We start from the raw sequence: 25,561 nt of genomic DNA on the forward strand, positions 1-25,561 counted from the left end.
TTAATTTAGCACCAAGCCAAATGTAGAAAGGAAACCTCACACTTTATAGTTCAACCAAAATCATACAACAATGACAAAAAAAATCACCATTACCCTATTTTTGGGATTAGTATTTGGAACGACATTTGCCCAAAATTTAAACACTGCCAAACTGGATAGTTTGTTTCAAATTTTGGAGGCAAAAGATAAATTTATGGGAAGCATTGCCGTTTCAGAAAACGGGAAAGTTTTTTACACCAAATCCATTGGCAAAGACGATATCGAAACCAATAAACGATCAACAATTGCAACTAAATATAGAATTGGTTCAATTTCTAAAATGTTCACTTCCTGTTTGATTTTCAAGGCAGTCGAAGAGAAAAAACTAAGTCTGGACCAAACCATCGAGAGTTATTTCCCCACAATCGAGAATGCCAATAAAATAACCATTGGAAATTTATTGAATCACAGAAGCGGAATTCATAATTTCACCAATGACAAAAGCTATCTTGGCTACAATACACAACCAAAATCCGAAAAAGAAATGGTGGAAATAATAGCCAACGGAAAAAGTGATTTCGAACCCAACAGCAAAGCGGAATACAGCAATTCCAATTATGTTTTATTGAGTTATGTTCTTGAGAAAACTTATAAAAAAACCTACAAAGAAATAGTTGCATCAAAAATCATCAAGCCTTTAGGTTTGAAAAACACTTATTTTGGAAATAAAATAAACATTCAAAATAACGAATGCTATTCCTATAGTTTCAATGAAAAGTGGAAAAGAGAAACTGAAACCGATATGTCAATACCAATGGGAGCCGGTGCATTGGTTTCCAATCCAACCGATTTAGTGTTGTTTATAGAAAGGTTGTTTGCCAACAAAATCATTAGCCAAAACAGTTTGGATCAAATGAAAACCATAAAGGACAATTACGGAATGGGAATTTTTCAAGTTCCTTTTTATGACAAAAAAGGGTATGGACATAATGGAGGAATTGATGGTTTTAGCTCTGTCCTTTCTTATTTTCCAGACAGTAAATTAGCCATTGCTTTAACTTGCAACGGACAAAATTATGATAACAACAATATAATAATTGCCGTTTTAAGCAATTACTATGGCAAAAAATTTGAAATACCCACTTTCAAAACTATTGAATTAAAGACCGAAGATTTAGACAGATATTTAGGTGAATATACGAGTCCCGATTTACCTTTGAACATAACCATCACAAAAGACAACTTGAAACTGTTTGCCCAAGCCACGGGTCAATCTGCATTTCCGCTGGATGCAACCGAAAAAGATAAATTCGAATTTATAAGGGCTGGAATAAAAATGGAATTCAACCCAAAAGAAAATCAAATGACCCTATATCAAGGCGGAAAAAAATTTCATTATCAAAAAAAATAAAACAACAAATCACCAACAGCAGCAATAAAACTTTATTTTACAAATTATAATACCCCAATGAAAAAACAACTTTTCACAATCATCTTGTCCAGCCTTGTTTGTTCTGCCCTATTGGCACAGGAAACTCCCCGATATTTAATTGACAATATGTATTCGGCAGATGCTTCGGCACATGTTTTCAACAATAAAATATACATTTATCCTTCGCACGACATAGAAACAGAGGTCAAAGAAGCAAAAGACGGAGGCCATTACGACATGAAAGATTACCATGTTTTTTCGATGGACAGCATCAAGGGAAAAGTAACAGACCACGGTGTCGTTTTGGATTTAGCTGCTATTCCTTGGGCAAAAAAACAACTTTGGGCACCGGATTGCGCTTATAAAAATGGTCGTTATTATTTGTATTTTTCTGCCAAGGACAAGAATGATATTTTCAAAATTGGCGTGGCAGTCAGTAATGTCCCCCAAGGCCCTTTCAAAGCGGAGAAAAATCCAATCAAAGGCAGTTACAGCATCGACCCGACCGTTTTTAAAGATACGGACGGCAGTTTCTATATGTATTTTGGCGGAATCAGTGGCGGACAATTGCAAAATTACAGAAACAACAAACCCATTGCATCTGGGACAGAACCGGGCAAAGAAGAAAATGCACTTGGTCCTAAAATTGCCAAACTATCCAACAATATGCTGGAATATGCCGAAGAACCAAAAGAAGTCCTTATTCTCGACAAACAAGGGAATCCTTTGAAAGCTGGAGATGGGGAGCGTCGTTTTTTTGAAGGAGTTTGGATGCATCAATACAAAGGGAAATATTACCTTTCTTATTCTACGGGAACCTCCCACAAATTATGCTATGCCATTGGCGACAAGCCTTATGGACCATTTGTATTTGAAGGAGAATTTTTAAGTCCAGTTTCGGGGTGGACAACCCATCATTCCATAGTAGAAATTGACCATAAATGGTATTTGTTTTACCACGACACCAAACAATCCAAAGTGAACTCCTTGAGAAATGTAAAAGTAAGAGCACTGGAGTACAATCCAGACGGGACAATCAAGAAAATGAGCGGCCAGGATTAGACAATGATTCAATTAACCAATTAGGAAAGAATGGACAGTATGTCGGATCTTAAAGAGCTCGCAAAACTTTTTCTAAAACTGGGAGTAATTGGTTTTGGTGGTCCTGCGGCTCATATCGCCATGATGCAGGACGAAGTGGTTACCAAAAGAAAATGGCTGACGGAACAACATTTCCTGGACCTGATTGGAGCAACAAATCTAATTCCTGGTCCAAACAGCACCGAAATGGCCATCCATATCGGACACGAAAAATCCGGTTGGAAAGGATTGATTGTGGCAGGACTTTGTTTCATCTTGCCGGCAGTTTTCATCACTGGATTTTTTGCTTGGTTGTACAAAGAATACGGACAATTGCCAGAAGTACTGCCCTTTGTATATGGCATCAAACCTGCCATCATTGCCATCATTCTGGGAGCTGTTTTTCCCTTGGCAAAAAAATCATTAAAATCCGTTGAACTTTCCTTGATTGGAATCTTGGTCTTGATTTGTTCCCTGCTCCAATTCAATGAAATTTATTTGTTGTTTGGAGCTGGACTCCTGGCTTTATTCCTGGCTTCCATCCGAAATAATAAATTACAAAATAACAATGGTATTTTTCCGCTTGCTTTTTTGCCAATAAACGGCACGACAACAGTTTCGGTAACCAACCTAAATTTGTTTTGGATTTTCCTGAAAATTGGCGCCATACTTTATGGCAGCGGTTATGTTTTATTCGCCTTTCTCGACACCGAATTGGTTTCCACAGGAATTTTAACTAGACAACAACTCATTGATGCCATTGCCGTGGGGCAATTTACGCCCGGACCCGTTTTTTCTTCGGTAACCTTCATAGGCTATCAAATCAACGGTTGGTCAGGAGCAATCATTTCAACAATCGGGATTTTCCTGCCTTCATTTGTGTTCGTGGCTTTGCTGAATCCCTTGGTCAAGAAAATGCGAAATTCAAAATTGGCTTCGACCTTTTTGGATGCCGTTAACGTGGCATCGGTAGCCATCATCATCTCAGTGTGTTTTTCGATGGGCAAAGAAACCATCACGGATTGGCGGACAGTTGCAATAGCCGTATTCAGTATTTTGCTTTTATTTGGTAACCGAAAAATAAATAATGCTTTCATCGTTTTGGGTGGTTCAGTGATGGGATACTTGCTGACATTGATACAATAACAAAATTCAGCTTACTAAATCTTCTTGTAATCCAGAACAGCCATAAATATTTCTAAATACCTAAAAATCTGCATCTTGACTTTTTAAAATAATTAAAATTTATCTTCAAATCCTAGTTATTAGTGTGATAAAAACACTTTTTTTAGCTCTTGCATCAACCCCCAGAATAGCAAGAAATTAGCTTCTAAAAAAACACTTTCGCAGATAAAATCACTATAAATAAAGGATTTACTTTGAATTTTGTACAACCTTCACTATCTTTCGGATTCTAAAAAAAATAACCCTTACACATTGAAAAAGATGTTAGAAGAAAAGAATGATAACCTGCTTGAGGCAGATGGAAGTGCAGCAACCAATTTGCCGGAAATAATTCAAGCCGAAACAGAAGTTTTGGAAAAATTGGACGTCGTTGAAACAAGCAATGAAACCATTGCAGAACAAGTGGAAGAAGTTGCCGCCACAGTTACTGACGGAGAGTCATCGAGCAACAACACCATTATTGACGCCATTGTCGATACCAATGCCGAGGAAAGCGAAGACGAAACTCTCAAAGAGCGTCACGATATTCCAATGTTGGATTATGAAGCCATGTCTCTGGAATCACTTGTTGACGAATTGAAAAAATTGGTTACCAATGAAAAAGTGATGTCGGTAAAAGATCACATTGAAGAAATCAAGAAATCATTTTTGGCAAAATACTACCATCTTTTAGAAGAGAAAAAAGAAGAATTTCTTGTCGAAAACACGGATACAAATGAAGAATTTCAATACCATTCTCCATTAAAAACACAATTTGACCAATATTACACCCTATATAGGGACAATAAAAATACGCATTTCAAAAGCTTGCAAACCAACTTGAAGACCAATTTGGAAAACAGGTTGGCGATTGTCGAAGAATTGAAAGAGCTAATCAATCCGCAGGAAAACATCAAGGACACCTTGAAACATTTCAATGATTTAAGAGAAAGATGGAAAACTGCCGGACCAATTCCAAAAGACAAATACAACCACGTTTGGAACAACTACCATTTTCACGTAGAAAATTTTTATGATTATCTACATCTTGACAGGGAAGCGCGAGACCTTGATTTCAAACACAATTTAGAGCAAAAACAAAAAATTGTTGCCCGTGTGGAAGAATTAATCAACGAAGCCGACGTCAACAAAGCCTTCAGGGAATTACAGGATTTGCACAAAATCTGGAAAGAAGACATTGGTCCCGTTTCCAGAGAACACCGTGATGAAATCTGGAACAAATTCAGTGATTTGACCAAGCAAATGCACGACAAACGCGAGGTGTTGTTTGAAAATATGCGTGGAACCGAATTGGAAAATCTTGAAAAGAAAAAAGAAATCATTGCCAAAATTGAAGTCTTGGCCACCGAAAAAGTGAACGCCCATTCTCAATGGTTACAGCAAATAGAAAAAGTGGAAGCTTTAAGAACTGCTTTTTTCTCTGCCGGAAAAGTACCTTCTGAGGTAAACGAGGAAACTTGGGCAGCGTTTAAAACTGCTGTCAGAAACTTCAATTCTTTCAAGAATTCGTTTTACAAAGACATCAAGAAAGACCAAAACAACAACTTGAACAGAAAAACTGCTCTTGTTGCCAAAGCCAAAGAATTACAAGAAAGCACTGATTTTGCTGCCACAACTCCTATCATGAAGCAAATTCAAGAGGAGTGGAAACAAATAGGTCACGTGCCTAGAAAATATTCAGACAAAATATGGGCAGAGTTCAAAGAAGCCTGCAACCACTATTTCGACAAATTAAAAGAGCAGAAAAACGAAGAAAACAGCGAAGAAATTGAAGCTTTCGACAAAAAGAAAGCCTATCTGGAAACGCTTAGGGAATTTCAATTGACTGGGGAACACAAAACTGACCTGGATGCCATAAAAGCACATATTGAAACCTGGAAAAGCTTTGGAAAAGTTCCTTTTCCGAGAAGACACATTGAAGGAAAATTCAATAAAGTCTTGGATGCCTTGTTCGAAAAATTGAGTTTGAGCAAAAAAGACGGTGAAATGATGCGTTTCGCCAACAGAATAGATAGTTTGTCTGAAAACAACGATTCCAGAAAACTGGAAAATGAAAAGATTTTCTTAATGCGAAAAATTGACGAAATCAAGAACGAAATTTTCCAATTGGAAAACAACATCCAGTTTTTTACCAATACCAGAAATGCCAAAAAGGAAAATTCAATAGTATTGGAAGTGCGCAAAAACATAGAGAAACACAGAGAAGAAATGGAAATTTTAAAAGACAAGTTGAAACAAATCAGAAATTTGGGTCAAGCTTAAAAATTAAAACCTTTACAATACATCAAACCTCAATCCAGAATAGGAATTGAGGTTTTTTTATGAAAAAACATTCCAGAAACTTAAACTTTAACTTTCATTTATTAAAAAAAACAGGGTAAAGTTGCCTGTAAACTTTAAATTTGTAAAATGAATTGGATTCGGAAAACCATTATTTTCATTGGACTTTCAATAGTTTTTTTATTTGCCTTCAATGCGAATAAATCTGCTGTAAATAAAATCCAGCCAGCAAAAACCGATTCTTCCATTTCTGTTGACGGCATCCATTCTTCGGTTTTTATCCAGCCTCAAGCGAACAGTTCCTTTGCTTCGACTCAAAAAACACTGGATTTATCAGTTGCAAAATATTTTGAAAATTATCTGGTTGTCATTCCGGATTTAAAAGTCGTTACCTTTTTTGCCCCTTTCGCGAACCAAGACATCAACCGATGTGAAATGGTTTCACTCCTACTCTTTCCTTTCCATTATTTTTGGTGATTTAAAGCATTTATTTTCCACAATTAGAAGAAAAGAATCTTCTTTTCCGAACTAATATCAATCCGATATTCAGTTCCCTTTATGCTATATTCCAAATTCAAAAACAAAAAACAAATGGACACATCCGTAACCATAATAGGTCTTTTCATAACCATATTGATCGGAATTCCCATATTCTACGCTATGAGATCAAATTCAATCAACAAGACAAAGGTTCAAGAAATAAAGAAACAATTCAGCCAAAACAATCACTTCAATTTTGAATTGACCGCAACCCAAAACAAAAAAGTTCTGGCTTTGGACGAAAAAAACAAAGGATTCCTTTTGATGGATTTTAATTCGAAAGAAAATGAAATCGTGAATTTTATAGACTTAAATACCGTTGATTCCTGTAAACTATCGATTACCGCCGAAGGTAATTCCAATACCATCGTGAAAATTGAGTTTGAGTTCCAATACAAAAAAGACAAAAAAACAGAATCCATTTCGTTTTACAAAATCGAGAATGACCAAATGAATCAAGTCTGTTTGTATGAAGACCATCAATTGGCCAAAAAATGGAGGGAAATTATTCAAGTTTGCATTTCAAACTAACGCATAATTTCATGTTTTGATTATTAATTCGATAAAAGAGGCCATAAAAAAGCCTCTTTTTTTTTTGCTCAAAAGGCTTTACTTTTATATGATAATTATCATTTTAATTTTAACATTGCCAGTTTACTTTTGAATAATGAAAAAACGTATCTCTTATGAATAATTCTATCCTTCAAAAATATAATGTTCCGGGTCCGAGATATACGAGTTATCCTACTGTTCCTTATTGGGACGAAGATAATTTTACCCATGAAATCTGGATTGAGACCCTAAAAAGGTCTTTTGTTGAAAGTAATTCAAAAGAAGGATTGAGTCTATACATACATCTTCCTTTTTGCGAAAGTTTGTGCACTTTTTGTGGTTGCAACAAGCGAATCACGAAAAACCACGCCGTAGAAAACCCTTATATTGAAGCCGTTTTGAAAGAATGGGCTTTATACTGTGATATTCTTGACGAAAAACCCATCATAAAAGAAATTCATTTGGGCGGAGGAACTCCTACTTTTTTCTCGACACAAAACTTGGAAGACTTGATAAACGGTATTTTTTGTTATGCGGTAAAAGCCAAAGAGCACGAATTCAGTTTTGAAGGTCATCCCAACAATACGACTCACGCTCATTTGCAAAAACTGTATGATTTAGGCTTTAGAAGAGTCAGTTTTGGCGTTCAAGATTATTCCGAAAAAGTACAAAAAGCCATTCATCGCAACCAACCTTTTCATAATGTGGCCAAAGTCACTTTTTGGGCAAAGGAAATCGGCTATACTTCCATAGGTCATGACCTTATTTTTGGATTGCCATTTCAAGGAGTAGACGATATAATTGACACCATCGAGAAAACACATTCCCTGCAACCCGACAGATTGGCGTTTTATAGTTATGCCCATGTGCCGTGGATAAAAGGAAATGGACAACGTGGTTTCAATGATGAAGATATTCCAAAAGACGAAGAGAAAAGACATCTGTATGAAGTCGGAAAAGATTTGTTGGATGAAAATGATTATTATGAAATAGGAATGGATCATTTTGCCTTAAAAAGCGACAGCCTGTACGATTCCTTCAAAAACGGAAAATTGCATCGTAATTTTATGGGGTACAGCTCGTCCAAAACACAACTAATGATTGGTTTGGGAGTGTCTTCCATAAGCGACAGTTGGTATAGTTTTGCGCAAAACGTAAAAAGTCTGGAAGAATATTATGCCCTGTTGGAAACTGATCAATTGCCCGTTTTCAGGGGACATCTTTTAACCGAAGAAGACCTCATCATTAGAAAACACATTTTGAATATTATGTGCCAATTTGAAACTTCTTGGGAAGACAAAGCCAATTATATAGCTGAAATTCCAGAAATATTGGCCCAGTTGGAAGAAATGAAAAAGGACAGATTGGTCATTATCAAAAAGAATGGCATCCAGGTTACTGATGCCGGCAAACCATTTATCCGCAACATTTGCATGGCATTTGATTTGCGCTTGAAAAGAAAAACACCTGAAACACAATTGTTTTCGATGACGATTTAAAGAATTGTTTTTTAATGACAATTAGGAGTTGCCTGCACGAACAAGCTCATATCGGAAGGGGAAACATAAGGAATTCCCAAGCCCAAGCCTCTTAAAATAAAAGCTATTCCCACTGCCACGGCAACATAAGGAATAGCTTTTTGTATTTTATTTCGAACAGGAACCGTCAAAAATGACTGGAAATAGACCACGCTGCTCATCATTGGAACGGTACCCAAGCCAAACAACAGCATATACAAAACGCCTAAACTTTCGTTTTGCATCGCGATGGCTCCAAACAAGGCCACATAAACCATTCCGCAAGGCAGGAATCCATTAAGCAAACCTATAGTAAATAGGGATTGGTAACTTTTGTTTTTAAATTGTTTCCCCAAAGTGGACTTCACTTTAGAAATCAAGACAAAAACAGGTTTCGAAAAATTGTATCTAGCAAACACTTTCTCTGGAATCAAGATAACCAGAATCATTGCCACGCCAATAAATATGGATAATTTTTGTTGCATTCCGGCAAGATACAACCCTCTTCCCACCAAACCGAAAACCAAACCAATTGAGGCATAAGCCGTCAACCTCCCAATATGATAAGTCAAGATTTGGCTCACTTTTTTGGCTTGATTATCCCTGTCCACAGGCAACATCATGGCAATTGGGCCGCACATTCCGATGCAGTGAAAACTACTGATTAAACCGAAGAGAAAAGCGGTGTACAACATTGTTTTAAGTATTCTATGCCCAGTGTTTAGTTTTCAGTTTGATCCAACTGAAAACGACAACTAAAAGCCCTTTATTTAATATAAATAGTTTCTTTTGTCAAGTATTGTTTTCCTTCATATTGCCACTCCATATTGATTTTCCAGCGACCGCCCAGCAATCTTTTTTTAGGAATGTTCAAAGTGGAACCAGAAAGTGTAATTGGAACATTAAAATCAAATTTCATATTGGATGATCTGTAAAAAGCCACTGTACCTTTGATGTCTTTTGGAACAAAACTAGCTGGAAAAACAATTGTAACTCCTTCGGAATCATTCTTTATCTCTGGTTTTTGTGCTAAATCTTGGGCATTTTGAATTCTTTTCATTTCATCGCCAAATTTAGCGTCATGTTTGTAATACTCTTCCACCACCAATTCGTTATCGTATTTAGAATCAGATTGCACGCTGAAAACAAAATACAATATAAAACTTATAAATAGCGTAAAAGCAATTACAATTCCAGTACCCCAATTAAATTTCATCTTCATGTTTTTTGTTTAAAATTAATCAAAACTCCTCGGACTTAAAAAACTAGTCTCGCTAGTTTCAATTTTTTTATTTCCGTCATAAACGTCAATCTCCAATTTTGTTTTGTCGCTTTCCAATAGATATTGGTTGATCTCGATAAACAAGGTTCCGCTTTTCATTCCTTGTTTTGGAACTTTTAAATCTTGTTCGCCCACCACTTTTAAATTTCCTTTTATCCCGACCAATTTGAAGTGGATATCATTGAAATCATTGTTGGTTTTATTGATAATCTTGAACGTATAAATGTTGCTTATATTATCGCCTTTGTGCTGGAACAATTGCCCTGGAAGTCTCAAAATAACGGCTTCAACTTCGGTGCGCAAAAACAATAATCCAATTAAAATTCCAACCAAGATAAACAATATGGCTGAATACCCTTTCATTCTTGCCGTGAACTTGAACTTGGTTTTTTTCTCGATTTCATCTTCAGAAGCATAGCGAATAAGCCCTTTAGGCAAACCAACACCCTCCATAATGGTATCGCATTCGTCAATACAGGCGGTACAATTCACGCATTCGAGTTGCGTACCGTTACGAATGTCGATTCCTGTTGGACAAACGTGCACACATTGTTTGCAATCAATGCAATCTCCTTTTCCAGATGCCGCCCTATCCTCTTGTTTGTTGAATTTGGCTCTACCCACTTCTTTTTCGCCACGCACAAAATCATAGGCAACATTGATGGATTTGTCATCCAACAAAACTCCTTGCAATCTTCCGTAAGGACAGGCAATAATACAAACCTGCTCTCTAAACCAAGCAAAAATAAAATAGAAAATACCGGTAAAAATAAACAATGAAATTAAGGTGCTGACATGGTTTTCCGGGCCTTCTTCAATCATTTTGAATAATTCGTCGCTGCCTATAAGGTAAGCCAGGAAAATATTGGCGATAAAGAAGGAAATTATCAAGAAGACAGTCCATTTTAGTGCTTTCTTCCTTATTTTCTCGGCATTCCATTCTTGTTTTTCCAATCGAATTTGAGAGCCGCGATCGCCTTCGATCCAGAATTCTATTCGACGGAAAACCATTTCCAGAAATATGGTTTGCGGGCAAATCCATCCACAAAATATGCGTCCGAAGATGACCGTAAAAAGGATGACAAAAACAACACCGACGATCATGAAAATTACAAACAAGTAAAAATCTTGGGGCCAAAATGGAAATCCAAAAATATTGAATCTTCTTTCCATAACGTTGAACATCATGAACTGGTTGCCGTCAATCTTGATAAAAGGGTTCGCAATCAGGACAATCAGCAAAAAGTAACTGACCCACTTTCGATACTCATAAAATTTCCCGGAAGGCTTTTTGGGAAAAATAAATTTTCTATTTCCTTCCGCATCTATTGTTCCGATGGTATCTCTAAAAGCTTCGTCGGGTATCTTTGACATTGGTGTTGATTTTTTGTTTAATCATAAAATCTTTGTCAAAGACATTTACCCTGACAAAGATTTTAAAGATGAAACTATTGTTTTGCAAATAATTATATGGAATGTTTATTTTTTTACTGCCGTACTATCAGTTACCGCGGCAGAGGCAGCGGTAGTTTTTGGAGCTGCTGGATCTACCCAAACCTCTCCTTCTGTAGCTTTCGGATCTTTTGGATTAGTGCCTTGCAACGACAAAACATAACTGGAAACCAGTTGAATTTCTTTTGGTTTCATACCGCTTTTAGACCAAGCAATCATCCCTTTTCCGTCACGTCCACCATTTGTAACGGTATGAAAAACATTTTTGATTCCGCCACCCAAAATCCAATGATCATCGGTTAAGTTTGGCCCAATTTGTCCTCCACCATCGGCTCTGTGGCAAGCCACGCAATTAGTGGTATAAATTTCTTTACCGGCAGCCAAATCTGCTGCACCTGTCAGTAAAGTAACTGTTTTTTCGTCCATTAAATCCGGAGCATTTTTTTTGTATTCGGCAATATCAATTTGAGCCTGGGCCATCTCTTTTTTCAATTCCATTTCTTGGTTATCTGCTCCCATTATTTCAAAACGAACAAGATAAACCACGGAAAAAATAATACAAGCATAGAATAAATAAACCCACCAAGGCGGTAAATTGTTGTCCAACTCCTTGATACCGTCATAATCATGTTCCAACAAGAATTCACTTTCTTTCTCCAATGGCACCGATTGAGTCATTTTTTCCATCAAACCGCTAAACCAACTTTTTTCTTTGGATTCAACATTTTTGGCCAATTTCGCTTTTTGCTCCTCGGTCAGCAATTGATGAGTGATGGTGTCAACTGCTTTCATGGTTATTTCAATAGCTATCAACAGAAATAAAAACACGAATAAAAATAGCGAAACCATTGGAAACTTGATGAAAGCGGGTTGGTCTCCAGAGTCGATGAAATATTCCATGGCAGCAAAAACCGCAAAGAAAATAACAAGAACTCTTAAATATGGCGGGATTAATTTTTTCATTTTTTATAAATTTTTGAAAATTATATATTTAATTTTTTAATCGTTCAAAGGGATTTCACTTAGCTCGTCTATTTTCTCTTTTTTATAGGAGAAAACCCAAATGGCAAGTCCTACAAAAAAGGCAAAGAAAATGATTAAGGCCATAACCGGATAACTTGCGATACCTTCGATAGTTTCCATATTGTGTTTAATTTGTTCGAACATAACCTTGTTATTTTACTTTAATATCAGTACCCAATCTTTGAATATAGGCGATTAGCGCCACAATTTCTCTTTCGTTCATAGGAACAAATTTTTCCCCACGGGCTTCCGCTTTTTTCTTGCTGTCGTCATAACTTTTCACAAAGTCAGGATCACTTTTCAGGCTTTCTTCTATTTTGATGGCTTGAGCTCTCAAATCTTTATCAGCATTGGCAATTTGTGCATTGGTGTAAGGAACACCAAGAGAAACCATCACTTCCATTTTCTGTTGGGTTAGAGAAACATCCATTGCTTCATTGTCGAACAACCATTTATATCCTGGCATAATGGAACTCGCCGAAGTACTTTGCGGATTCCACATATGATTGAAATGCCAGTTATCGTTATACTTCCCGCCAACTCTCAACAAATCTGGACCTGTACGTTTTGACCCCCAAAGAAATGGGTGATCGTAAACAAATTCTCCTGCTTTGGATTGTGGTCCATAACGTTCCACTTCACTACGGAAAGGACGCACCATTTGAGAGTGACAACCCACGCATCCTTCACGAATGTATAAATCACGACCTTGCAATTCTAGCGGCGTGTATGGTTTTACGCTTGTAATGGTAGGAATATTGGATTTCACCATAATCGTTGGAACAATTTGAATAATTCCACCAATTAGAATGGCAATGACAGCAAAAATGGTTAATTGGATAGGTTTTCTTTCCAACCAAGCGTGATATCTCTCGCCTTTGATTCTGCCTGAGCTAATTTTTTGCAATTCTGGAGCTTCCGCCAATTCATCTTCGATGGTTTCTCCTGCTCTTACCGTTTGGATAATATTGTAAACCAACACAAACATTCCAACAAGATATAATGAACCTCCAATGGCTCTCATCCAATACATTGGCATAATCTGGGTTACCGTTTCAAGGAAGTTACCATAAGTCAAGGTTCCGTCTGGATTAAATTGTTTCCACATAGTGGCTTGGGTAAACCCTGCAACATACATTGGAAGTGTATAAAGTATAATTCCCAAAGTACCAATCCAGAAGTGGAAATTGGCCAATTTATTGGAATATAAAGTAGTTTTTGTCATTCTTGGTATCAACCAATAAATCATACCGAAAGCCATAAAACCGTTCCAAGCCAATGCTCCTACGTGAACGTGGGCTACTATCCAGTCCGTAAAGTGCGCAATGGCATTTACATTTTTCAGGGACAACATCGGACCTTCAAAAGTGGCCATTCCATAACCCGTGATGGCAACAACAAAGAACTTAAGAACAGGCTCTTGACGTACTTTGTCCCAAACCCCTCTCAAAGTCAACAGTCCGTTTATCATACCACCCCAAGATGGAGCAATCAACATTATGGAGAAAACAACCCCCAAATTTTGAGCCCAGTTTGGCAATGCAGAATATAATAAATGGTGTGGTCCAGCCCAGATATACAAGAATATCAATGACCAAAAGTGGATAATGGACAATCTATAGGAATACACGGGACGGTTGGCTACTTTAGGCACAAAATAATACATCAATCCTAAAAAGGGTGTAGTCAGGAAAAACGCTACTGCATTATGGCCATACCACCATTGAACCAAGGCATCCTGAACACCGGCATAAACAGAGTAACTTTTCATTCCGCTTACCGGCAGTGCCAAACTGTTGAAAATATGCAAAACCGCCACGGTGACAAAAGTGGCTATGTAAAACCAAATGGCAACATACAAATGGCGCTCTCTTCTTTTTAATATTGTACCGATCATGTTGATACCAAAAGCTACCCAAATTAAAGCAATGGCAATATCAATTGGCCATTCCAATTCGGCATATTCTTTGGAAGTGCTGTAGCCTAAAGGCAAGGAAATTGCCGCCGCAACAATGATTAATTGCCATCCCCAAAAGTTCAAGTTGCTTAAAAAATCACTGAACATCCTGGCTTTCAACAATCGCTGTAGGGAGTAATAAATTCCAGCAAACATGGCATTTCCCACAAAGGCAAAAATTACCGCATTGGTATGCAAAGGTCTCAATCTACCAAAACTCAACCACGAAATTCTGTCCGTCATATTTGGGAAAAGAAACATAGTGGCCAAAAGAAGCCCTACCAACATTCCCACAACACCAAAAACGATGGTTGCGTAAATGAATTTCTTTACAATTTTGTTGTCATAATAAAACTGTTGCATTTCCATAAATAATTATTTATTAATTGGTTTAAAAAATTTAAGGTCTAATTGGGTTTTCCTACTACTATAAAGTCGTTGGAGTTTCGATTTTAGGCTTTTCAACTTTGGGATGAATTAGCTCATCGTCAAAAAGCATACGGACTGAAGGGGTGTAATCGTCGTCGTATTGTCCTTTTTTTACTGCCAATATGAAAGCAATAAAAAAGATAATAGCGACTACTATGCTGATAGAAATAAGTAAATATATGACACTCATATTGTAAAATTACGTGAACAAAAATACTTTATTGTCTTTTTTCAAAATATGACATTTATCATATTTTGATTATTTGTTAAAAATAACAAAAAAAAATAATTTATAGTCCGTTTTTTACTTTAATCTTTTTGCATAAAAATTACTCATGATTGTCACAAAACTGACAATTGTAACTGTGCTTAAGGGCATTATGATGGCTGCGACCAACGGCTGCAGGTTTCCAGTTATGGCAAATGACAATCCCACGACATTATACAAGAGTGATAATGCAAAGCTCATTTTTATGGTCGAGATGGATTTTTGGGACAATTTCAAAAAATAATTCAGCTTTCTAAACTCCCCTGCATCCAAAATGGCATCGCAAGCCGGGGAAAAAACATTGACATTTTCAGAAATGGAGATTCCAATGTTGCTTTGCGCCAAAGCTCCGGCATCATTGAGTCCATCGCCAACCATCATCACGTTTTTGCCCTCTTCCTGCAACTTCTTGATGAATTCCAATTTTTGTTCCGGCTTTTGATTGAAGACCAATTCGGTTTGTTTTGGCAAAATACTTTCCAATGTATCGCGCTCGCCTTCATTGTCGCCAGACAAAACCTTGATTTGATAGTTGTGGCTCAATTGTTCGAAAAGATTCGCCAAACCTTCTCGGTATTGATTGTTGAAAATGTATTTTCCGCAATAGACTTCATTAATCTTGATGTGGACAGTCGTTTGTTGAATGTTGCCATCTTCCGACTTTCCCACAAAAGAAGCGGAACCAATTTGAACTTGATTTCCTTCAATGTCGGCTTGAATTCCTTTTCCAGTTATCTCCTCAAAATCATTGATTTTGTATCGTTTGCTTTCCGGTAAAAAGTCATACAACATCCTGCTTAACGGATGATTTGAAGCTCGAAGCACGTTTTTGACCAGTATCAAATTCTCCTCAGAAAGTTTCTTGCCTTCATAGGAAATATTCGATTTTTTGTTGGTGGTAATCGTTCCTGTTTTGTCAAAAACAATGGTATCTACTTTGGCCAACTGTTCGATGACCAAAGCATTTTTGAGATAGAATTTCTTTTTACCCAAAATTCGCAACACATTTCCCATTGTAAACGGGGCCGTCAATGCCAAGGCACAAGGACAAGCCACAATCAGGACGGCCGTGAAAACATTGAAAGCAATGTTGGCATCAATAAAAATCCAATAACCAAATCCCGCGAAAGCAATCAACAAAAGTATTGGCGTAAAATAACGACTGATGGTGTCCGTAATAGATTTGTGTTTTTGCTCGACCTCTTTCTGGAAAACGTCGTTGCTCCACAATTGCGTCAAATAGCTTTGGGAAACTGAATGCAAGACTTCCATTTCGATCACTTTGCCCATTTGTTTTCCACCGGCAAATACTTTATCACCTGATTTTTTGGTAATTGGAATCGCTTCCCCGGTAACAAAACTATAATCAATTTCGGCTTTTTCGGACATTAAAATCCCGTCAACAGGAATCAATTCTTGGTTCCTGATGAGTAGTCTATCTCCTTTTTGGATATCATAAACAGGAACACTTTCTTCGGAAGAATCAGCGTTGATTTTGGTAATTGCTATTGGAAAATAAGACTTGAAATCCCTTTCGAAACTCAAAAAACTATAGGTTTTGATTTGGAACATTTTCCCCAAAAGCATAAAGAAAATCAATCCCGTCAAGCTGTCGAAAAAACCGGAACCGTAGTCCATCACGATATCAAAAGTGCTTCGAATAAAAAATATGATAATTCCCAAAGCAATCGGAATATCAATGTTCAACATTCCAGACTTGATGCTTTTGTATGCCGAAACATAGTAACCACTGGCAGAATACAAGAAAGATGGCAACGACAAGGCGAATATCAACCATCGAAAAAACGGTCGGTAATTATCCAACCAATACTCTTTGACCTCAAAATATTCGGGAAATGAAAGCAACATAATATTGCCAAAACAAAAGAAAGCCAAGCCCAGTTTGTAAGTCAAACTTCTATCGACATTGTTCTTTCCCGTTTCGTAATTTTCTAAACTGATGTAGGGTTCATAACCAATGGAACTCAATAAATGAACGATGGTTTTGAGGGAAACTATTTCGGTATTATAGGTGATTCGGACCTTTTTCTCTGGAAAATTGACCTGAGAAGTGCTGATTCCTTTTTGAAGACGCTGCAGATTTTCGAGAATCCAAATACAGGAACTGCAATGAATATGAGGAATATTAAGGGAAACGATAGCCGTATTGTCTTCCTGAAATTCCAACAATTTACCAACAATGCCTTCGTTGTCCAAGAAATCGTATTTGCCTTTGATGTCAAGTGGCGTTGCCCCAGGAGATTTTTCGAAATCATAATAACAAGTCATGTCATTGAGACTGAAAATTTCATAAACAGTCTTGCAACCATTGCAACAAAAATCCTTTTCGTCAAAAATAATTCGCTCTTCTTTTATAATATCCAGTCCACAATGGAAACAATTTTGCATAAATATCAATTACTCATTTTACGGAAACAAATTTACTAACAGAACGAAATAAAAGTAATGATAATTGTCATATAAATTGTAAATTTGCCAATGTGATTAATCTTTTTTTTATGAGTAAATGTGAACAATGTATCGTTAGAGAACTTAGCTCCCTAAAAGCACTCAACAAAGACGAACTGTTAAGAATTGCTGAATGTAAAACTTCTAGAACCATAAAAAAAGGCGAACCCATTTTTGAAGAAGGTGATGTTGTTAACGGTGTTTATTGCATAACCTCGGGCATTTGCAAAATGTCAAAATTAAGTGCCAACGGAAAAGACCAAATTGTCAAGCTAATAAAAGCCGGAGAATTACTCGGACAACGATCGATGATTAGTGACGAACCCGCCAATTTAAGTGCAATAGCACTTGAAGACATGGAAGTTTGTTTTATTCCAAAAGCTGAAATCTTGAACTTTTTTGACACCAACAACCAGTTTTCGATGAATTTAATGAAGACAATTTGTGGCGATTTGAAGGAAACCAGCGATCATTTGGTTTCTATTTCCCAAAAAACGGTTAAAGAACGATTGGCAGAAACACTTATTTATCTTCAAGACAATTTTGGTAAAAATCCAGATGGTTCCTTGCACATCCAGCTTTCCCGTGAAGAATTGGCAGGAATGATTGGAACTGCCACCGAGAGTTGTATTCGTTTGCTATCCGATTTCAACAAACTGGGATTAATAGAACTAAGCGGCAAAAAAATCATTCTTAAAGACATGGCCAAACTCAAGAGAATTGCTGATTAAAAATCATAATTTCTTGGCTTCGTTCCAAAAAACATCCATTTCAGCCAAGGTCATTTCCATTAATGGCTTGCCTAATTCGCCTGCTTTGCTTTCCAGGTATTGAAACCTTTTGATGAATTTTTTATTGGTTCGTTCCAAGGCATCTTCGGGATTGATGTTCAAAAATCGGGCGTAATTGATCATCGAAAACAACACATCGCCAAATTCGGATTCCATTTTGTCTTGATTTCCCGCTTCGACCTCAACCTGAAGTTCTTCTAATTCTTCTTGCACTTTGTCCCAAACCTGATGTGGCTCTTCCCAATCGAAGCCTACTCCTTTTACTTTATCTTGAATTCTGCTGGCTTTGACCAATGCCGGCAAACTTCTTGGAACACCTTCCAAAACGGATTTTTTACCTTCCTTGAGCTTTAATTTCTCCCAATTTTGTTTCACTTCTTCCTCGTCTTTTACCACGACATCACTGTAAATATGCGGATGGCGATGGATGAGTTTGTCGCAAATTTCATTGCAGACATCGGCCATGTCAAAATCGTTGGTTTCACTTCCTATTTTGGCGTAAAAAACGATGTGCAATAACAAATCACCCAACTCTTTTTTGACTTCGTTCAAATCATTGTCCAAGATGGCATCACCTAATTCATAAGTTTCTTCTATTGTTAAATGGCGTAGCGTTTGCAATGTTTGCTTCTTGTCCCAAGGACATTTTTCGCGCAAATCGTCCATGATGTTCAATAATCGTTCGAATGCCTGAAGTTGGTTTTGTTTGGAGTTCATCGTATTTGGTTTTGTGTAAAAATAAGAAATCCTGTCAGGAAAACATCTTGACAGGATTAAAATATGTTTTAGAAAGCTTAAAATTACTCTTTCTTTGCTTTTGCTTTTTTGGCTGGAGCTTTTGCTTTTTCGGCAACCACTTCTTCAACAACACTTTCTTTAATTTCTTCGGCGTTTTCAATTTTTGGCTCTTCTTTAGAAACCAATCCTTTTGATTGAAGCAAGTTGTACCAATTCAAGACTTTCTTGATATCTGAAGGATACACTCTTTCTGAATCGTATTCTGGAAGAATTTCAGAAAAATATTCCACTAATTTAGCATTGTCTTCTTTGTGTGACAGAGCCGGCCCTTCATTTTCTTTGATGGCGATGTTTCGCATCACTTCGGTCAACGGTTTTTCTGCATCAACAGTGTAAATAGAGATTTCAGACAATAAACTCACGTTTACTTTCAATCCAACAGTACTTTTTTTACCGTCAAGCAATGATTCGGCTACAAATCCTGTACGAGTTTGAACTTTTAATGCAAACAACCCTGGTTTTCCTGAAATCGATAATATTTTTTCTAAATTCATTTTTAAGTCTTTATATTTTTAAATTTATTTTTTCTTGATTGACAATGTCATTGAACGTTTATCTTCCTTTTTTATTGTAAAATTTCATTCTGTAATCAGGTCTGGACTTGCCGTCCATAATGTTTTGCAATTTACTCTTGATTATTTTTTTCTTCAATGAAGAAATCAAATCAGTAAACAAAATGCCTTCGATGTGATCGTATTCGTGTTGTATCACCCTGGCAACCAAACCATCAAAAACTTCGGTTTTCATAATGAAATCTTCATCACAATATTCAACCGTGATTTTTTCGTGTCGGTAAACGTCTTCACGCACATCGGGAATACTGAGACAACCTTCGTTGAACCCCCATAACTCTCCTTCTTCTTTCACTATTTTGGCATTGATAAAAGTGCGTTTAAAGCCTTTTAACTGTTGTTGTTCTTCAATTGGAAGGTCCTCATCTTCGCCAAAAGGCGTGGTATCAATTACAAACAAACGAATGCTTAATCCTACTTGTGGTGCTGCAAGCCCCACTCCATAAGCATTATACATCGTTTCATACATGTTGGCAATAATCTCCTTCAAGTTAGGATGTTCTGGAGTTATCTCCTCGCCTACCTTTCTTAAAACTGGATCGCCATATCCTACAATTGGTAAAATCATTAGTGTTGTATTAAGTATTATCTACTGCCAATTCAAAATCTCTTTCTCCTTAATTTCAGTCCGCAAAAATAGTAAAAAAATATGCATACCATTATCCCAAAATTAATATTTAAATTTAGTTTAAGAAATCAAAGCCGTTTATTGTAGATAGATTAACACAATTCTTACCTTTGTAATTAACCAAACTAACATGATTGCAAAAATAAAAGACTTTACTCTAGGCACTAATTTCACCAACGCAATAAAAGCAGCGCTTTCTGCTGTTATTCCTGTATTTATATTTACTTATTTAGGAGATTTACAAACTGGTCTAATTATAGCACTTGGAGCTCTTTTTACCTTTCCAAGTGACACTCCCAGTAATTTAAAACATAAAATCAACGGAATACTTGTAACGGTCTTAATTCTTGCCAGTTGTAATTTATTGATCAATCTTACTTATCCTTACCCCTTTATTTTTTACCCCGTATTTGCTTCATTGGTTTTTATCCTTTCAATGCTTGCCGTTTACGGACAACGCGCCACCATGGTTGCTTTTTCGGCATTAATGACCATTTCCATTTCGTTTTCACATACGCATACAGGCTGGGAAATTCTGCGTCACACCGGGCTTTTCCTTGGAGGCGGTTTGTTTTATTTATTGGTATCCTTGATTTTCTACTACATCAATCCGCATCGTTATACCGAACTACAAATCGTGGAATGCATCAAACTGACCGCAAAATATTTGAAATTAAGAGGCGATTTATGGGAATTAAATTCAGATCGAAAAGAAATTACCCGAAAACAATTGCATCTTCAGGTGGAACTGAATGAGATTCACGAAAAAATCAGGGAGATTTTGGTTAGAAACCGAACTAATTATGGTTCATCGCATCAAAATCGAAAAATGCTGCTGTCCTTTATCACTTTGGTAGAAATAATGGAATTGGCTATTTCAACCTCTTTCGACCACAATAAATTGCATCAAAAGTTTGATGAACATCCAAAGGTTTTAATGACCTATCAAAGTTTGGCCTACAATTTGTCCAAAAATCTAAAGTCTTTATCCAAAAAAATAAGAAAAAGAAAAAGTTACACTCCAAAAAATAATTTAGTCGAAAATTTATATGCTTTTGAAAATGCCATAACCGAATACGAAAAAACTCTAGGAAAAACAGAAGCCTCGGAAGGCGTGCTTATGCTGACCAACATGTTGCATTATGCCGAAAAACAAGTCGAAAAAATCAAAACGCTTGAAAGAGCTTATACTTCCAACGTAAAATTAAAAGATCTTAAAGGAAGGGATAAAGATTTGGAGAATTTAATCACTCCTGACTATTATCCCCTAAACACTTTAGTTGAAAATTTTAGTTTCTCTTCGCTTGAATTTAGGCATTCGCTACGAATTACCACAACCTTGTTGATAGGATTCATCATTGGAAAAGTGTTGCCTTTTGAAAACGTGTATTGGATATTATTGACAATAGTTGTTATTATGCGCCCGGGTTATGGACTCACGAAGGAAAGAACGGCCAATAGATTTATAGGAACGCTCATTGGAGGTATTTTGGGCTTTGCCGTTTTGGCAACTGGTCCCAACACAACTATTCTTGGATGTTTAACCATTCTTTTTCTGATTTTGGGACTTACCTTTAATCCTTCCAACTATAAAATAGGGACCACATTCATAACCCTGCATGTTATTTTCATCTTTGCCATACTGAACCCAACCGATAATAATATTGTTTTGTATCGAGTTTTGGACACTTTAGTCGGTGCAACGTTGGCGATATTGGCAAATCATTTTTTGTGGCCTTTTTGGGAGTCGTTAAACACCAATGAAAACATCAAAAATTCGATCGAAGCCAACAGAAATTATTTAAAACAAATTTCTATTTTATACAATAGCAAAGAAGGTGTTAACGCCAAATATCGTCTAGCCAGAAATCAAGCTTTCATAGAAATTGGCAACTTGATGGCTTCTTTTCAAAGAATGTTGCAAGAACCCAAGTCCAAACAAGACAAATTGCAACAGGTTTATAAGTTCACGGTCGTCAATAATGCCTTACTTTCGGCTGCTGCTTCATTGGGTACTTATACACAATCACACAAAACGACGGAAGCCTCCGCATCATTCAATATCGTGTTTGACCGAATCATAAAAAATCTGGATTGTGCCATTTTACTATTAAAAAATGAAAACAAACCAGCTGAAACAGATGTACTAGTTGATGACATCTTCAACAACAGCTTTATCGAATTAAAAAAAATTAGGGAAAAAGAATTAATGCAAGGAACCGACATCGAAAGTGAAGAGTTCAAACTCAAAATGCAGGAAGCGCAATTGGTAATCGAACAATTGGTTTGGCTAACCAATTTATCCGAAAACATCATAAAAACAACAAAAGTTCTACTAAAACCCCAGCCACAAATCGAAACCAATCCTCTTAAAACATTTTTCGGGTCAAATAATCCTGAAGCATAATTGTTGCCGAAATTTCGTCAATAAGCGCTTTGTTTTGGCGTTGTTTCTTTTTCATTCCACTATCAATCATAGACTGGAAAGCCATTTTTGAAGTAAAACGCTCATCAACTCGAATGACTTTCATATCCGGAAAATGATTGGTGAAATGCGTCACGAATCCCTTGATGATGGAAGCACTTTCAGATGGTTGTCCATTCATTTGTTTGGGTTCGCCAATGAGAACCGCTTCTACCTTTTCTTTGGAAAAATAATCTTTCAAAAAATCAATGGCTGTGGCTGATGGAATGGTGGTCAAACCCGATGCAATAATTTGCAGTTCATCGGTAACGGCTATTCCGGTGCGTTTTTGTCCGTAATCTATGGCGAGTATTCTTGGCATTTATAAGGAGTCTTTATATTTTATAAAACCAAAGACGGAAACTATTTTCTTTTCAATATCAACCTCGTAAACAACCACATATCCTTTAAAAACATAATCTCTTATATTTTCATTTTCAAAATATCTTGATTTTTTGAAATGAAATGGTTGTTTCAAATCCTTTTTGATGTTTTTAAGTAAATCTTTCCTGAATTTTAATGCTGCTCGGGGCTTGTCTTTATAAATGTAACGAACTTGGTCTGTCAATGATTTTAGAAATTCATTCGAAATACTAACTATCCTATTCCGAAAATGTTTTGTCTAAAATTGCATCAACTTCATCAATCGAATACATCCTTTCAGTACCGCTTTTCAATTTAGTATAAGCGATTTCCAATTTTCTCTTATTTTCATCAAAATCGGAATCTTCCTGAACAATTTTCAATTCATCCGAAGAAAATGAACTCAATAATTCCAAGATTTTGGCTTTGATGTTGGGCTGAAATTCTAATCTAATGATTTCCATAATGAATCGATTTAAAGTACAAAGATATAACATTTTCCAATCGATTTTACTTTTGGCTTTTGCCTATAAAATGGTATATTTGCCAAAAATTTAACAAAAATGAACGAATTACAATCCATAATAGAACAAGCTTGGGAAAACCGTGCTTTGTTGCAAGAAACAAAAACTACTGAAGCCATTAGATCAGTTATTGAATTATTAGATTCAGGAAAATTGCGTGTTGCTGAGCCTGTTGGTGAAGGTTGGCAAGTAAACGAATGGGTAAAGAAAGCTGTTGTGCTATATTTCCCTATCCAAAAAATGGAAACATTGGAAGCCGGAATCTTCGAATACAACGACAAAATGTTGCTAAAAAGAGATTATGCCGAAAAAGGAGTTCGCGTGGTTCCTGGAGCATCTGCCCGTTACGGAGCTTTTCTTGCCAGCGGCGTAATCATGATGCCAAGTTATGTAAACATTGGTGCTTATGTTGATTCTGGAACAATGGTAGATACTTGGGCAACTGTTGGTAGCTGTGCTCAAATTGGTAAAGACGTTCACCTTTCTGGCGGTGTTGGAATTGGTGGTGTTTTGGAGCCTTTGCAAGCTGCACCGGTAATTATTGAAGACGGTGCTTTCATTGGTTCTCGTTGTATCATTGTTGAAGGAGTTCACGTAGGAAAAGAAGCCGTTCTTGGTGCCAATGTATGTTTGACCGCTTCAACAAAAATTATTGACGTTACCGGAGAAACTCCAGTGGAAAGAAAAGGTTTTGTTCCTGCTCGTTCCGTTGTGATTCCTGGTAGTTATACCAAAAAATTCGCTGCCGGAGATTTCCAAGTGCCTTGTGCCTTGATTATCGGAACTCGTAAACCTTCAACAGATTTAAAAACATCCTTGAATAATGCGTTGCGTGAATATGACGTTGCCGTTTAATATTATTTCATAAAAATATTGTACATTCCTCCCTCAAAAAGGGAGGTTTTTTTATACTATGAAAATACTAGTAATACAACAAAAAATGATTGGCGACGTGCTGGTAAGCAGCATTATTTGCAATAATTTGCGCCAAGCTTATCCTGATGCCCAAATCGATTATTTGGTTTACGAATCGACAATTCCAGTCTTGCAAGGCAATCCGAACATTGACAATGTGCTCTTGTTTCAGGAAAGACATCGCAAAAGCAAAAGAGAATTCCTGAATTTGGCTCTCGAAATTCGCTCTTTCCAATACGACTTGGTGATTGATGCCTATTCGAAATTGGAAAGCTGGCTGATTGTATTATTGAGTGGCGCCAAAAGAAAGATTTCCTATAAAAAATTTGGTCGCACTTTTTTATATACCGACAATGTTCCGTTTGCCGAATTTCCAAAAACAAATTTGGGCTTGGCCATCGAAAGACGACTTTCGTTGTTGGAACCACTTGACTTGAAAATTGAAGTTGACCCTTTTCCAAAGTTGTATGTTACCGATAAAGAAAATAAAGATGCACTTGTCCATTTTGAACATCATCACTTAAAAAAAGACCAAAAAACAGTTATGATTAGCCTCTTGGGTAGCGAAAAACTAAAAACCTATCCATTGGAATATATGGCGAAAGTGGTAGATTACATCGCCGACAATCAAGATGTGAATATTCTTTTCAATTATTTTCCAAAGCAAATTAACGATGCCAAAATCGTTTTTGATGCTTGTAAACCCTCCACTCAAGAAAAAATTTATTTTGATTTGTTGGGCAATGATTTGCGCTCTTTTATTGCGATAATGAACAATTGCGATTTGATCATTGGCAACGATGGCGGAGCAATCAATATGGCAAAAGCTTTAGGGAAATCCTCTTTTATTATTTTTTCGCCTTGGATTGAAAAGAAAATTTGGGCCACTCTCGAAGATGGCGTACATCACATTTCAGTACATTTGAATGATTTTAAACCCGAATTATTAGCCACGAAAACAGAAAAAGAGCTCAAAAAAAATGCGCTTTCTTTGTATCAAGAATTCGAACCCGACTTGTTCAAGGATAAAATTGAATTGTTTTTGAAACAGAATCTATAAA

General features: G+C 36.7%; 25 protein-coding genes. 11 read left to right on the forward strand and 14 right to left on the reverse strand.

From position 1 onward, the window contains the following. The first annotated feature begins 70 nt into the window (after positions 1–70). The 7 genes from BUC16_RS12565 to hemN all read left to right on the forward strand — a co-directional run bounded on the left by BUC16_RS12565 (position 71) and on the right by hemN (position 8,547). Positions 71–1,390 (forward strand): serine hydrolase domain-containing protein, encoded by a 1,320-nt coding sequence (locus BUC16_RS12565; RefSeq protein ID WP_073371035.1) that lies wholly within the window; start codon positions 71–73, stop codon positions 1,388–1,390. A 57-nt stretch (positions 1,391–1,447) separates the two neighbouring features. Then, positions 1,448–2,473, forward strand: a complete 1,026-nt coding sequence (locus tag BUC16_RS12570) for a glycoside hydrolase family 43 protein (RefSeq protein ID WP_073371036.1) — start codon at positions 1,448–1,450, stop codon at positions 2,471–2,473. Positions 2,474–2,503: 30 nt separating this feature from the next. Further along, positions 2,504–3,637 carry a chromate efflux transporter gene (gene chrA, locus BUC16_RS12575; protein WP_073371038.1) on the forward strand — a complete coding sequence of 378 codons (1,134 nt, stop codon included), beginning with the start codon at positions 2,504–2,506 and terminating at the stop codon, positions 3,635–3,637. 300 nt (positions 3,638–3,937) lie between these two features. Next, positions 3,938–5,938: a DUF349 domain-containing protein gene (locus BUC16_RS12580; protein WP_073371039.1), complete on the forward strand. Its 2,001-nt coding sequence runs from the start codon at positions 3,938–3,940 to the stop codon at positions 5,936–5,938. 147 nt (positions 5,939–6,085) lie between these two features. Continuing rightward, a complete protein-coding gene (locus BUC16_RS12585; protein WP_073371041.1) occupies positions 6,086–6,433 on the forward strand; it encodes a hypothetical protein in 348 nt (115 codons plus the stop codon). Between the two features lie 114 nt (positions 6,434–6,547). Next, positions 6,548–7,027: a hypothetical protein gene (locus BUC16_RS12590; protein WP_073371256.1), complete on the forward strand. Its 480-nt coding sequence runs from the start codon at positions 6,548–6,550 to the stop codon at positions 7,025–7,027. A 155-nt stretch (positions 7,028–7,182) separates the two neighbouring features. Further along, a complete protein-coding gene (hemN, locus tag BUC16_RS12595) occupies positions 7,183–8,547 on the forward strand; it encodes an oxygen-independent coproporphyrinogen III oxidase (RefSeq protein WP_073371043.1) in 1,365 nt (454 codons plus the stop codon). Positions 8,548–8,558: 11 nt separating this feature from the next. Here the strand turns inward: hemN and BUC16_RS12600 are convergent, their stop codons facing one another. The 8 genes from BUC16_RS12600 to BUC16_RS12635 all read right to left on the reverse strand — a co-directional run bounded on the left by BUC16_RS12600 (position 8,559) and on the right by BUC16_RS12635 (position 17,391). Further along, on the reverse strand, positions 8,559–9,260 hold the full coding sequence (locus BUC16_RS12600) for a sulfite exporter TauE/SafE family protein (protein WP_073371044.1): 702 nt from the start codon (positions 9,258–9,260) through the stop codon (positions 8,559–8,561). 71 nt (positions 9,261–9,331) lie between these two features. Then, the gene (locus BUC16_RS12605; RefSeq protein ID WP_073371046.1) at positions 9,332–9,781 is read right to left on the reverse strand and encodes a FixH family protein; all 450 of its coding nucleotides are present in this window, start codon (positions 9,779–9,781) and stop codon (positions 9,332–9,334) included. Positions 9,782–9,802: 21 nt separating this feature from the next. Beyond that, the gene (gene ccoG / locus BUC16_RS12610; RefSeq protein ID WP_073371047.1) at positions 9,803–11,221 is read right to left on the reverse strand and encodes a cytochrome c oxidase accessory protein CcoG; all 1,419 of its coding nucleotides are present in this window, start codon (positions 11,219–11,221) and stop codon (positions 9,803–9,805) included. A 105-nt stretch (positions 11,222–11,326) separates the two neighbouring features. Continuing rightward, positions 11,327–12,262, reverse strand: coding sequence for a cbb3-type cytochrome c oxidase N-terminal domain-containing protein (locus BUC16_RS12615; protein ID WP_073371049.1), 936 nt, complete (start codon positions 12,260–12,262; stop codon positions 11,327–11,329). 36 nt (positions 12,263–12,298) lie between these two features. Then, positions 12,299–12,466, reverse strand: coding sequence for a CcoQ/FixQ family Cbb3-type cytochrome c oxidase assembly chaperone (locus BUC16_RS12620; RefSeq protein ID WP_073371050.1), 168 nt, complete (start codon positions 12,464–12,466; stop codon positions 12,299–12,301). A 7-nt stretch (positions 12,467–12,473) separates the two neighbouring features. Next, a complete protein-coding gene (ccoN, locus tag BUC16_RS12625; RefSeq protein ID WP_073371052.1) occupies positions 12,474–14,648 on the reverse strand; it encodes a cytochrome-c oxidase, cbb3-type subunit I in 2,175 nt (724 codons plus the stop codon). Between the two features lie 58 nt (positions 14,649–14,706). Further along, positions 14,707–14,898: a cbb3-type cytochrome oxidase assembly protein CcoS gene (gene ccoS, locus BUC16_RS12630; protein WP_073371054.1), complete on the reverse strand. Its 192-nt coding sequence runs from the start codon at positions 14,896–14,898 to the stop codon at positions 14,707–14,709. 114 nt (positions 14,899–15,012) lie between these two features. Further along, positions 15,013–17,391 (reverse strand): heavy metal translocating P-type ATPase, encoded by a 2,379-nt coding sequence (locus BUC16_RS12635; protein WP_141226159.1) that lies wholly within the window; start codon positions 17,389–17,391, stop codon positions 15,013–15,015. A 104-nt stretch (positions 17,392–17,495) separates the two neighbouring features. Between BUC16_RS12635 and BUC16_RS12640 the strand changes: the two genes are divergently transcribed. Beyond that, positions 17,496–18,176 carry a Crp/Fnr family transcriptional regulator gene (locus BUC16_RS12640; RefSeq protein ID WP_073371057.1) on the forward strand — a complete coding sequence of 227 codons (681 nt, stop codon included), beginning with the start codon at positions 17,496–17,498 and terminating at the stop codon, positions 18,174–18,176. A 3-nt stretch (positions 18,177–18,179) separates the two neighbouring features. Here the strand turns inward: BUC16_RS12640 and mazG are convergent, their stop codons facing one another. The 3 genes from mazG to def form a co-directional block, all read right to left on the reverse strand. Beyond that, a complete protein-coding gene (gene mazG / locus BUC16_RS12645) occupies positions 18,180–18,953 on the reverse strand; it encodes a nucleoside triphosphate pyrophosphohydrolase (protein ID WP_073371059.1) in 774 nt (257 codons plus the stop codon). A gap of 83 nt (positions 18,954–19,036) precedes the next feature. Next, on the reverse strand, positions 19,037–19,528 hold the full coding sequence (locus tag BUC16_RS12650) for a DUF5606 family protein (protein ID WP_073371060.1): 492 nt from the start codon (positions 19,526–19,528) through the stop codon (positions 19,037–19,039). A 58-nt stretch (positions 19,529–19,586) separates the two neighbouring features. After that, a complete protein-coding gene (gene def / locus BUC16_RS12655; RefSeq protein WP_073371062.1) occupies positions 19,587–20,174 on the reverse strand; it encodes a peptide deformylase in 588 nt (195 codons plus the stop codon). Between the two features lie 190 nt (positions 20,175–20,364). Here def and BUC16_RS12660 point away from each other — a divergent pair, with 190 nt between their 5' ends. After that, complete coding sequence (locus tag BUC16_RS12660) at positions 20,365–22,641, forward strand: FUSC family protein (RefSeq protein WP_073371064.1); 2,277 nt, start codon at positions 20,365–20,367, stop codon at positions 22,639–22,641. Here BUC16_RS12660 and ruvX read toward each other — a convergent pair. The 3 genes from ruvX to BUC16_RS12675 are packed head-to-tail and all read right to left on the reverse strand — an operon-like array spanning position 22,604 to position 23,525. Next, positions 22,604–23,020 (reverse strand): Holliday junction resolvase RuvX, encoded by a 417-nt coding sequence (gene ruvX, locus BUC16_RS12665; protein WP_073371066.1) that lies wholly within the window; start codon positions 23,018–23,020, stop codon positions 22,604–22,606. The two genes, BUC16_RS12660 and ruvX, sit on opposite strands and share 38 nt — an antisense overlap. Further along, complete coding sequence (locus tag BUC16_RS12670; protein ID WP_073371068.1) at positions 23,021–23,299, reverse strand: type II toxin-antitoxin system RelE/ParE family toxin; 279 nt, start codon at positions 23,297–23,299, stop codon at positions 23,021–23,023. Between the two features lies 1 nt (position 23,300). Beyond that, positions 23,301–23,525 carry a hypothetical protein gene (locus BUC16_RS12675; RefSeq protein ID WP_073371069.1) on the reverse strand — a complete coding sequence of 75 codons (225 nt, stop codon included), beginning with the start codon at positions 23,523–23,525 and terminating at the stop codon, positions 23,301–23,303. Positions 23,526–23,624: 99 nt separating this feature from the next. On the opposite strand from BUC16_RS12675, the gene BUC16_RS12680 reads away from it, so the two are divergent. After that, positions 23,625–24,440, forward strand: coding sequence for a 2,3,4,5-tetrahydropyridine-2,6-dicarboxylate N-succinyltransferase (locus tag BUC16_RS12680; protein ID WP_073371071.1), 816 nt, complete (start codon positions 23,625–23,627; stop codon positions 24,438–24,440). Positions 24,441–24,498: 58 nt separating this feature from the next. Then, positions 24,499–25,560 carry a glycosyltransferase family 9 protein gene (locus BUC16_RS12685; protein ID WP_073371072.1) on the forward strand — a complete coding sequence of 354 codons (1,062 nt, stop codon included), beginning with the start codon at positions 24,499–24,501 and terminating at the stop codon, positions 25,558–25,560. The last annotated feature ends 1 nt before the right edge of the window (position 25,561 follow it).

Source organism: Flavobacterium fluvii, assembly GCF_900129545.1.
Lineage (GTDB): Bacteria > Bacteroidota > Bacteroidia > Flavobacteriales > Flavobacteriaceae > Flavobacterium > Flavobacterium fluvii.

What these genes read in the sequence shown, in the direction of transcription:
- ccoG (WP_073371047.1), bottom strand. Translation starts at nt 11,221, where the DNA reads ATGTCAAAGATACCCGACGAAGCTTTTAGAGATACCATCGGAACAATA.
- BUC16_RS12640 (WP_073371057.1), top strand. Translation starts at nt 17,496, where the DNA reads ATGAGTAAATGTGAACAATGTATCGTTAGAGAACTTAGCTCCCTAAAA.
- BUC16_RS12565 (WP_073371035.1), top strand. Translation starts at nt 71, where the DNA reads ATGACAAAAAAAATCACCATTACCCTATTTTTGGGATTAGTATTTGGA.
- BUC16_RS12620 (WP_073371050.1), bottom strand. Translation starts at nt 12,466, where the DNA reads ATGTTCGAACAAATTAAACACAATATGGAAACTATCGAAGGTATCGCA.
- BUC16_RS12585 (WP_073371041.1), top strand. Translation starts at nt 6,086, where the DNA reads ATGAATTGGATTCGGAAAACCATTATTTTCATTGGACTTTCAATAGTT.
- def (WP_073371062.1), bottom strand. Translation starts at nt 20,174, where the DNA reads ATGATTTTACCAATTGTAGGATATGGCGATCCAGTTTTAAGAAAGGTA.
- BUC16_RS12605 (WP_073371046.1), bottom strand. Translation starts at nt 9,781, where the DNA reads ATGAAATTTAATTGGGGTACTGGAATTGTAATTGCTTTTACGCTATTT.
- hemN (WP_073371043.1), top strand. Translation starts at nt 7,183, where the DNA reads ATGAATAATTCTATCCTTCAAAAATATAATGTTCCGGGTCCGAGATAT.
- ccoS (WP_073371054.1), bottom strand. Translation starts at nt 14,898, where the DNA reads ATGAGTGTCATATATTTACTTATTTCTATCAGCATAGTAGTCGCTATT.
- BUC16_RS12675 (WP_073371069.1), bottom strand. Translation starts at nt 23,525, where the DNA reads ATGGAAATCATTAGATTAGAATTTCAGCCCAACATCAAAGCCAAAATC.
- ccoN (WP_073371052.1), bottom strand. Translation starts at nt 14,648, where the DNA reads ATGGAAATGCAACAGTTTTATTATGACAACAAAATTGTAAAGAAATTC.
- BUC16_RS12680 (WP_073371071.1), top strand. Translation starts at nt 23,625, where the DNA reads ATGAACGAATTACAATCCATAATAGAACAAGCTTGGGAAAACCGTGCT.
- chrA (WP_073371038.1), top strand. Translation starts at nt 2,504, where the DNA reads ATGGACAGTATGTCGGATCTTAAAGAGCTCGCAAAACTTTTTCTAAAA.
- mazG (WP_073371059.1), bottom strand. Translation starts at nt 18,953, where the DNA reads ATGAACTCCAAACAAAACCAACTTCAGGCATTCGAACGATTATTGAAC.
- BUC16_RS12660 (WP_073371064.1), top strand. Translation starts at nt 20,365, where the DNA reads ATGATTGCAAAAATAAAAGACTTTACTCTAGGCACTAATTTCACCAAC.
- BUC16_RS12580 (WP_073371039.1), top strand. Translation starts at nt 3,938, where the DNA reads ATGTTAGAAGAAAAGAATGATAACCTGCTTGAGGCAGATGGAAGTGCA.
- BUC16_RS12615 (WP_073371049.1), bottom strand. Translation starts at nt 12,262, where the DNA reads ATGAAAAAATTAATCCCGCCATATTTAAGAGTTCTTGTTATTTTCTTT.
- ruvX (WP_073371066.1), bottom strand. Translation starts at nt 23,020, where the DNA reads ATGCCAAGAATACTCGCCATAGATTACGGACAAAAACGCACCGGAATA.
- BUC16_RS12685 (WP_073371072.1), top strand. Translation starts at nt 24,499, where the DNA reads ATGAAAATACTAGTAATACAACAAAAAATGATTGGCGACGTGCTGGTA.
- BUC16_RS12650 (WP_073371060.1), bottom strand. Translation starts at nt 19,528, where the DNA reads ATGAATTTAGAAAAAATATTATCGATTTCAGGAAAACCAGGGTTGTTT.
- BUC16_RS12570 (WP_073371036.1), top strand. Translation starts at nt 1,448, where the DNA reads ATGAAAAAACAACTTTTCACAATCATCTTGTCCAGCCTTGTTTGTTCT.
- BUC16_RS12600 (WP_073371044.1), bottom strand. Translation starts at nt 9,260, where the DNA reads ATGTTGTACACCGCTTTTCTCTTCGGTTTAATCAGTAGTTTTCACTGC.
- BUC16_RS12590 (WP_073371256.1), top strand. Translation starts at nt 6,548, where the DNA reads ATGGACACATCCGTAACCATAATAGGTCTTTTCATAACCATATTGATC.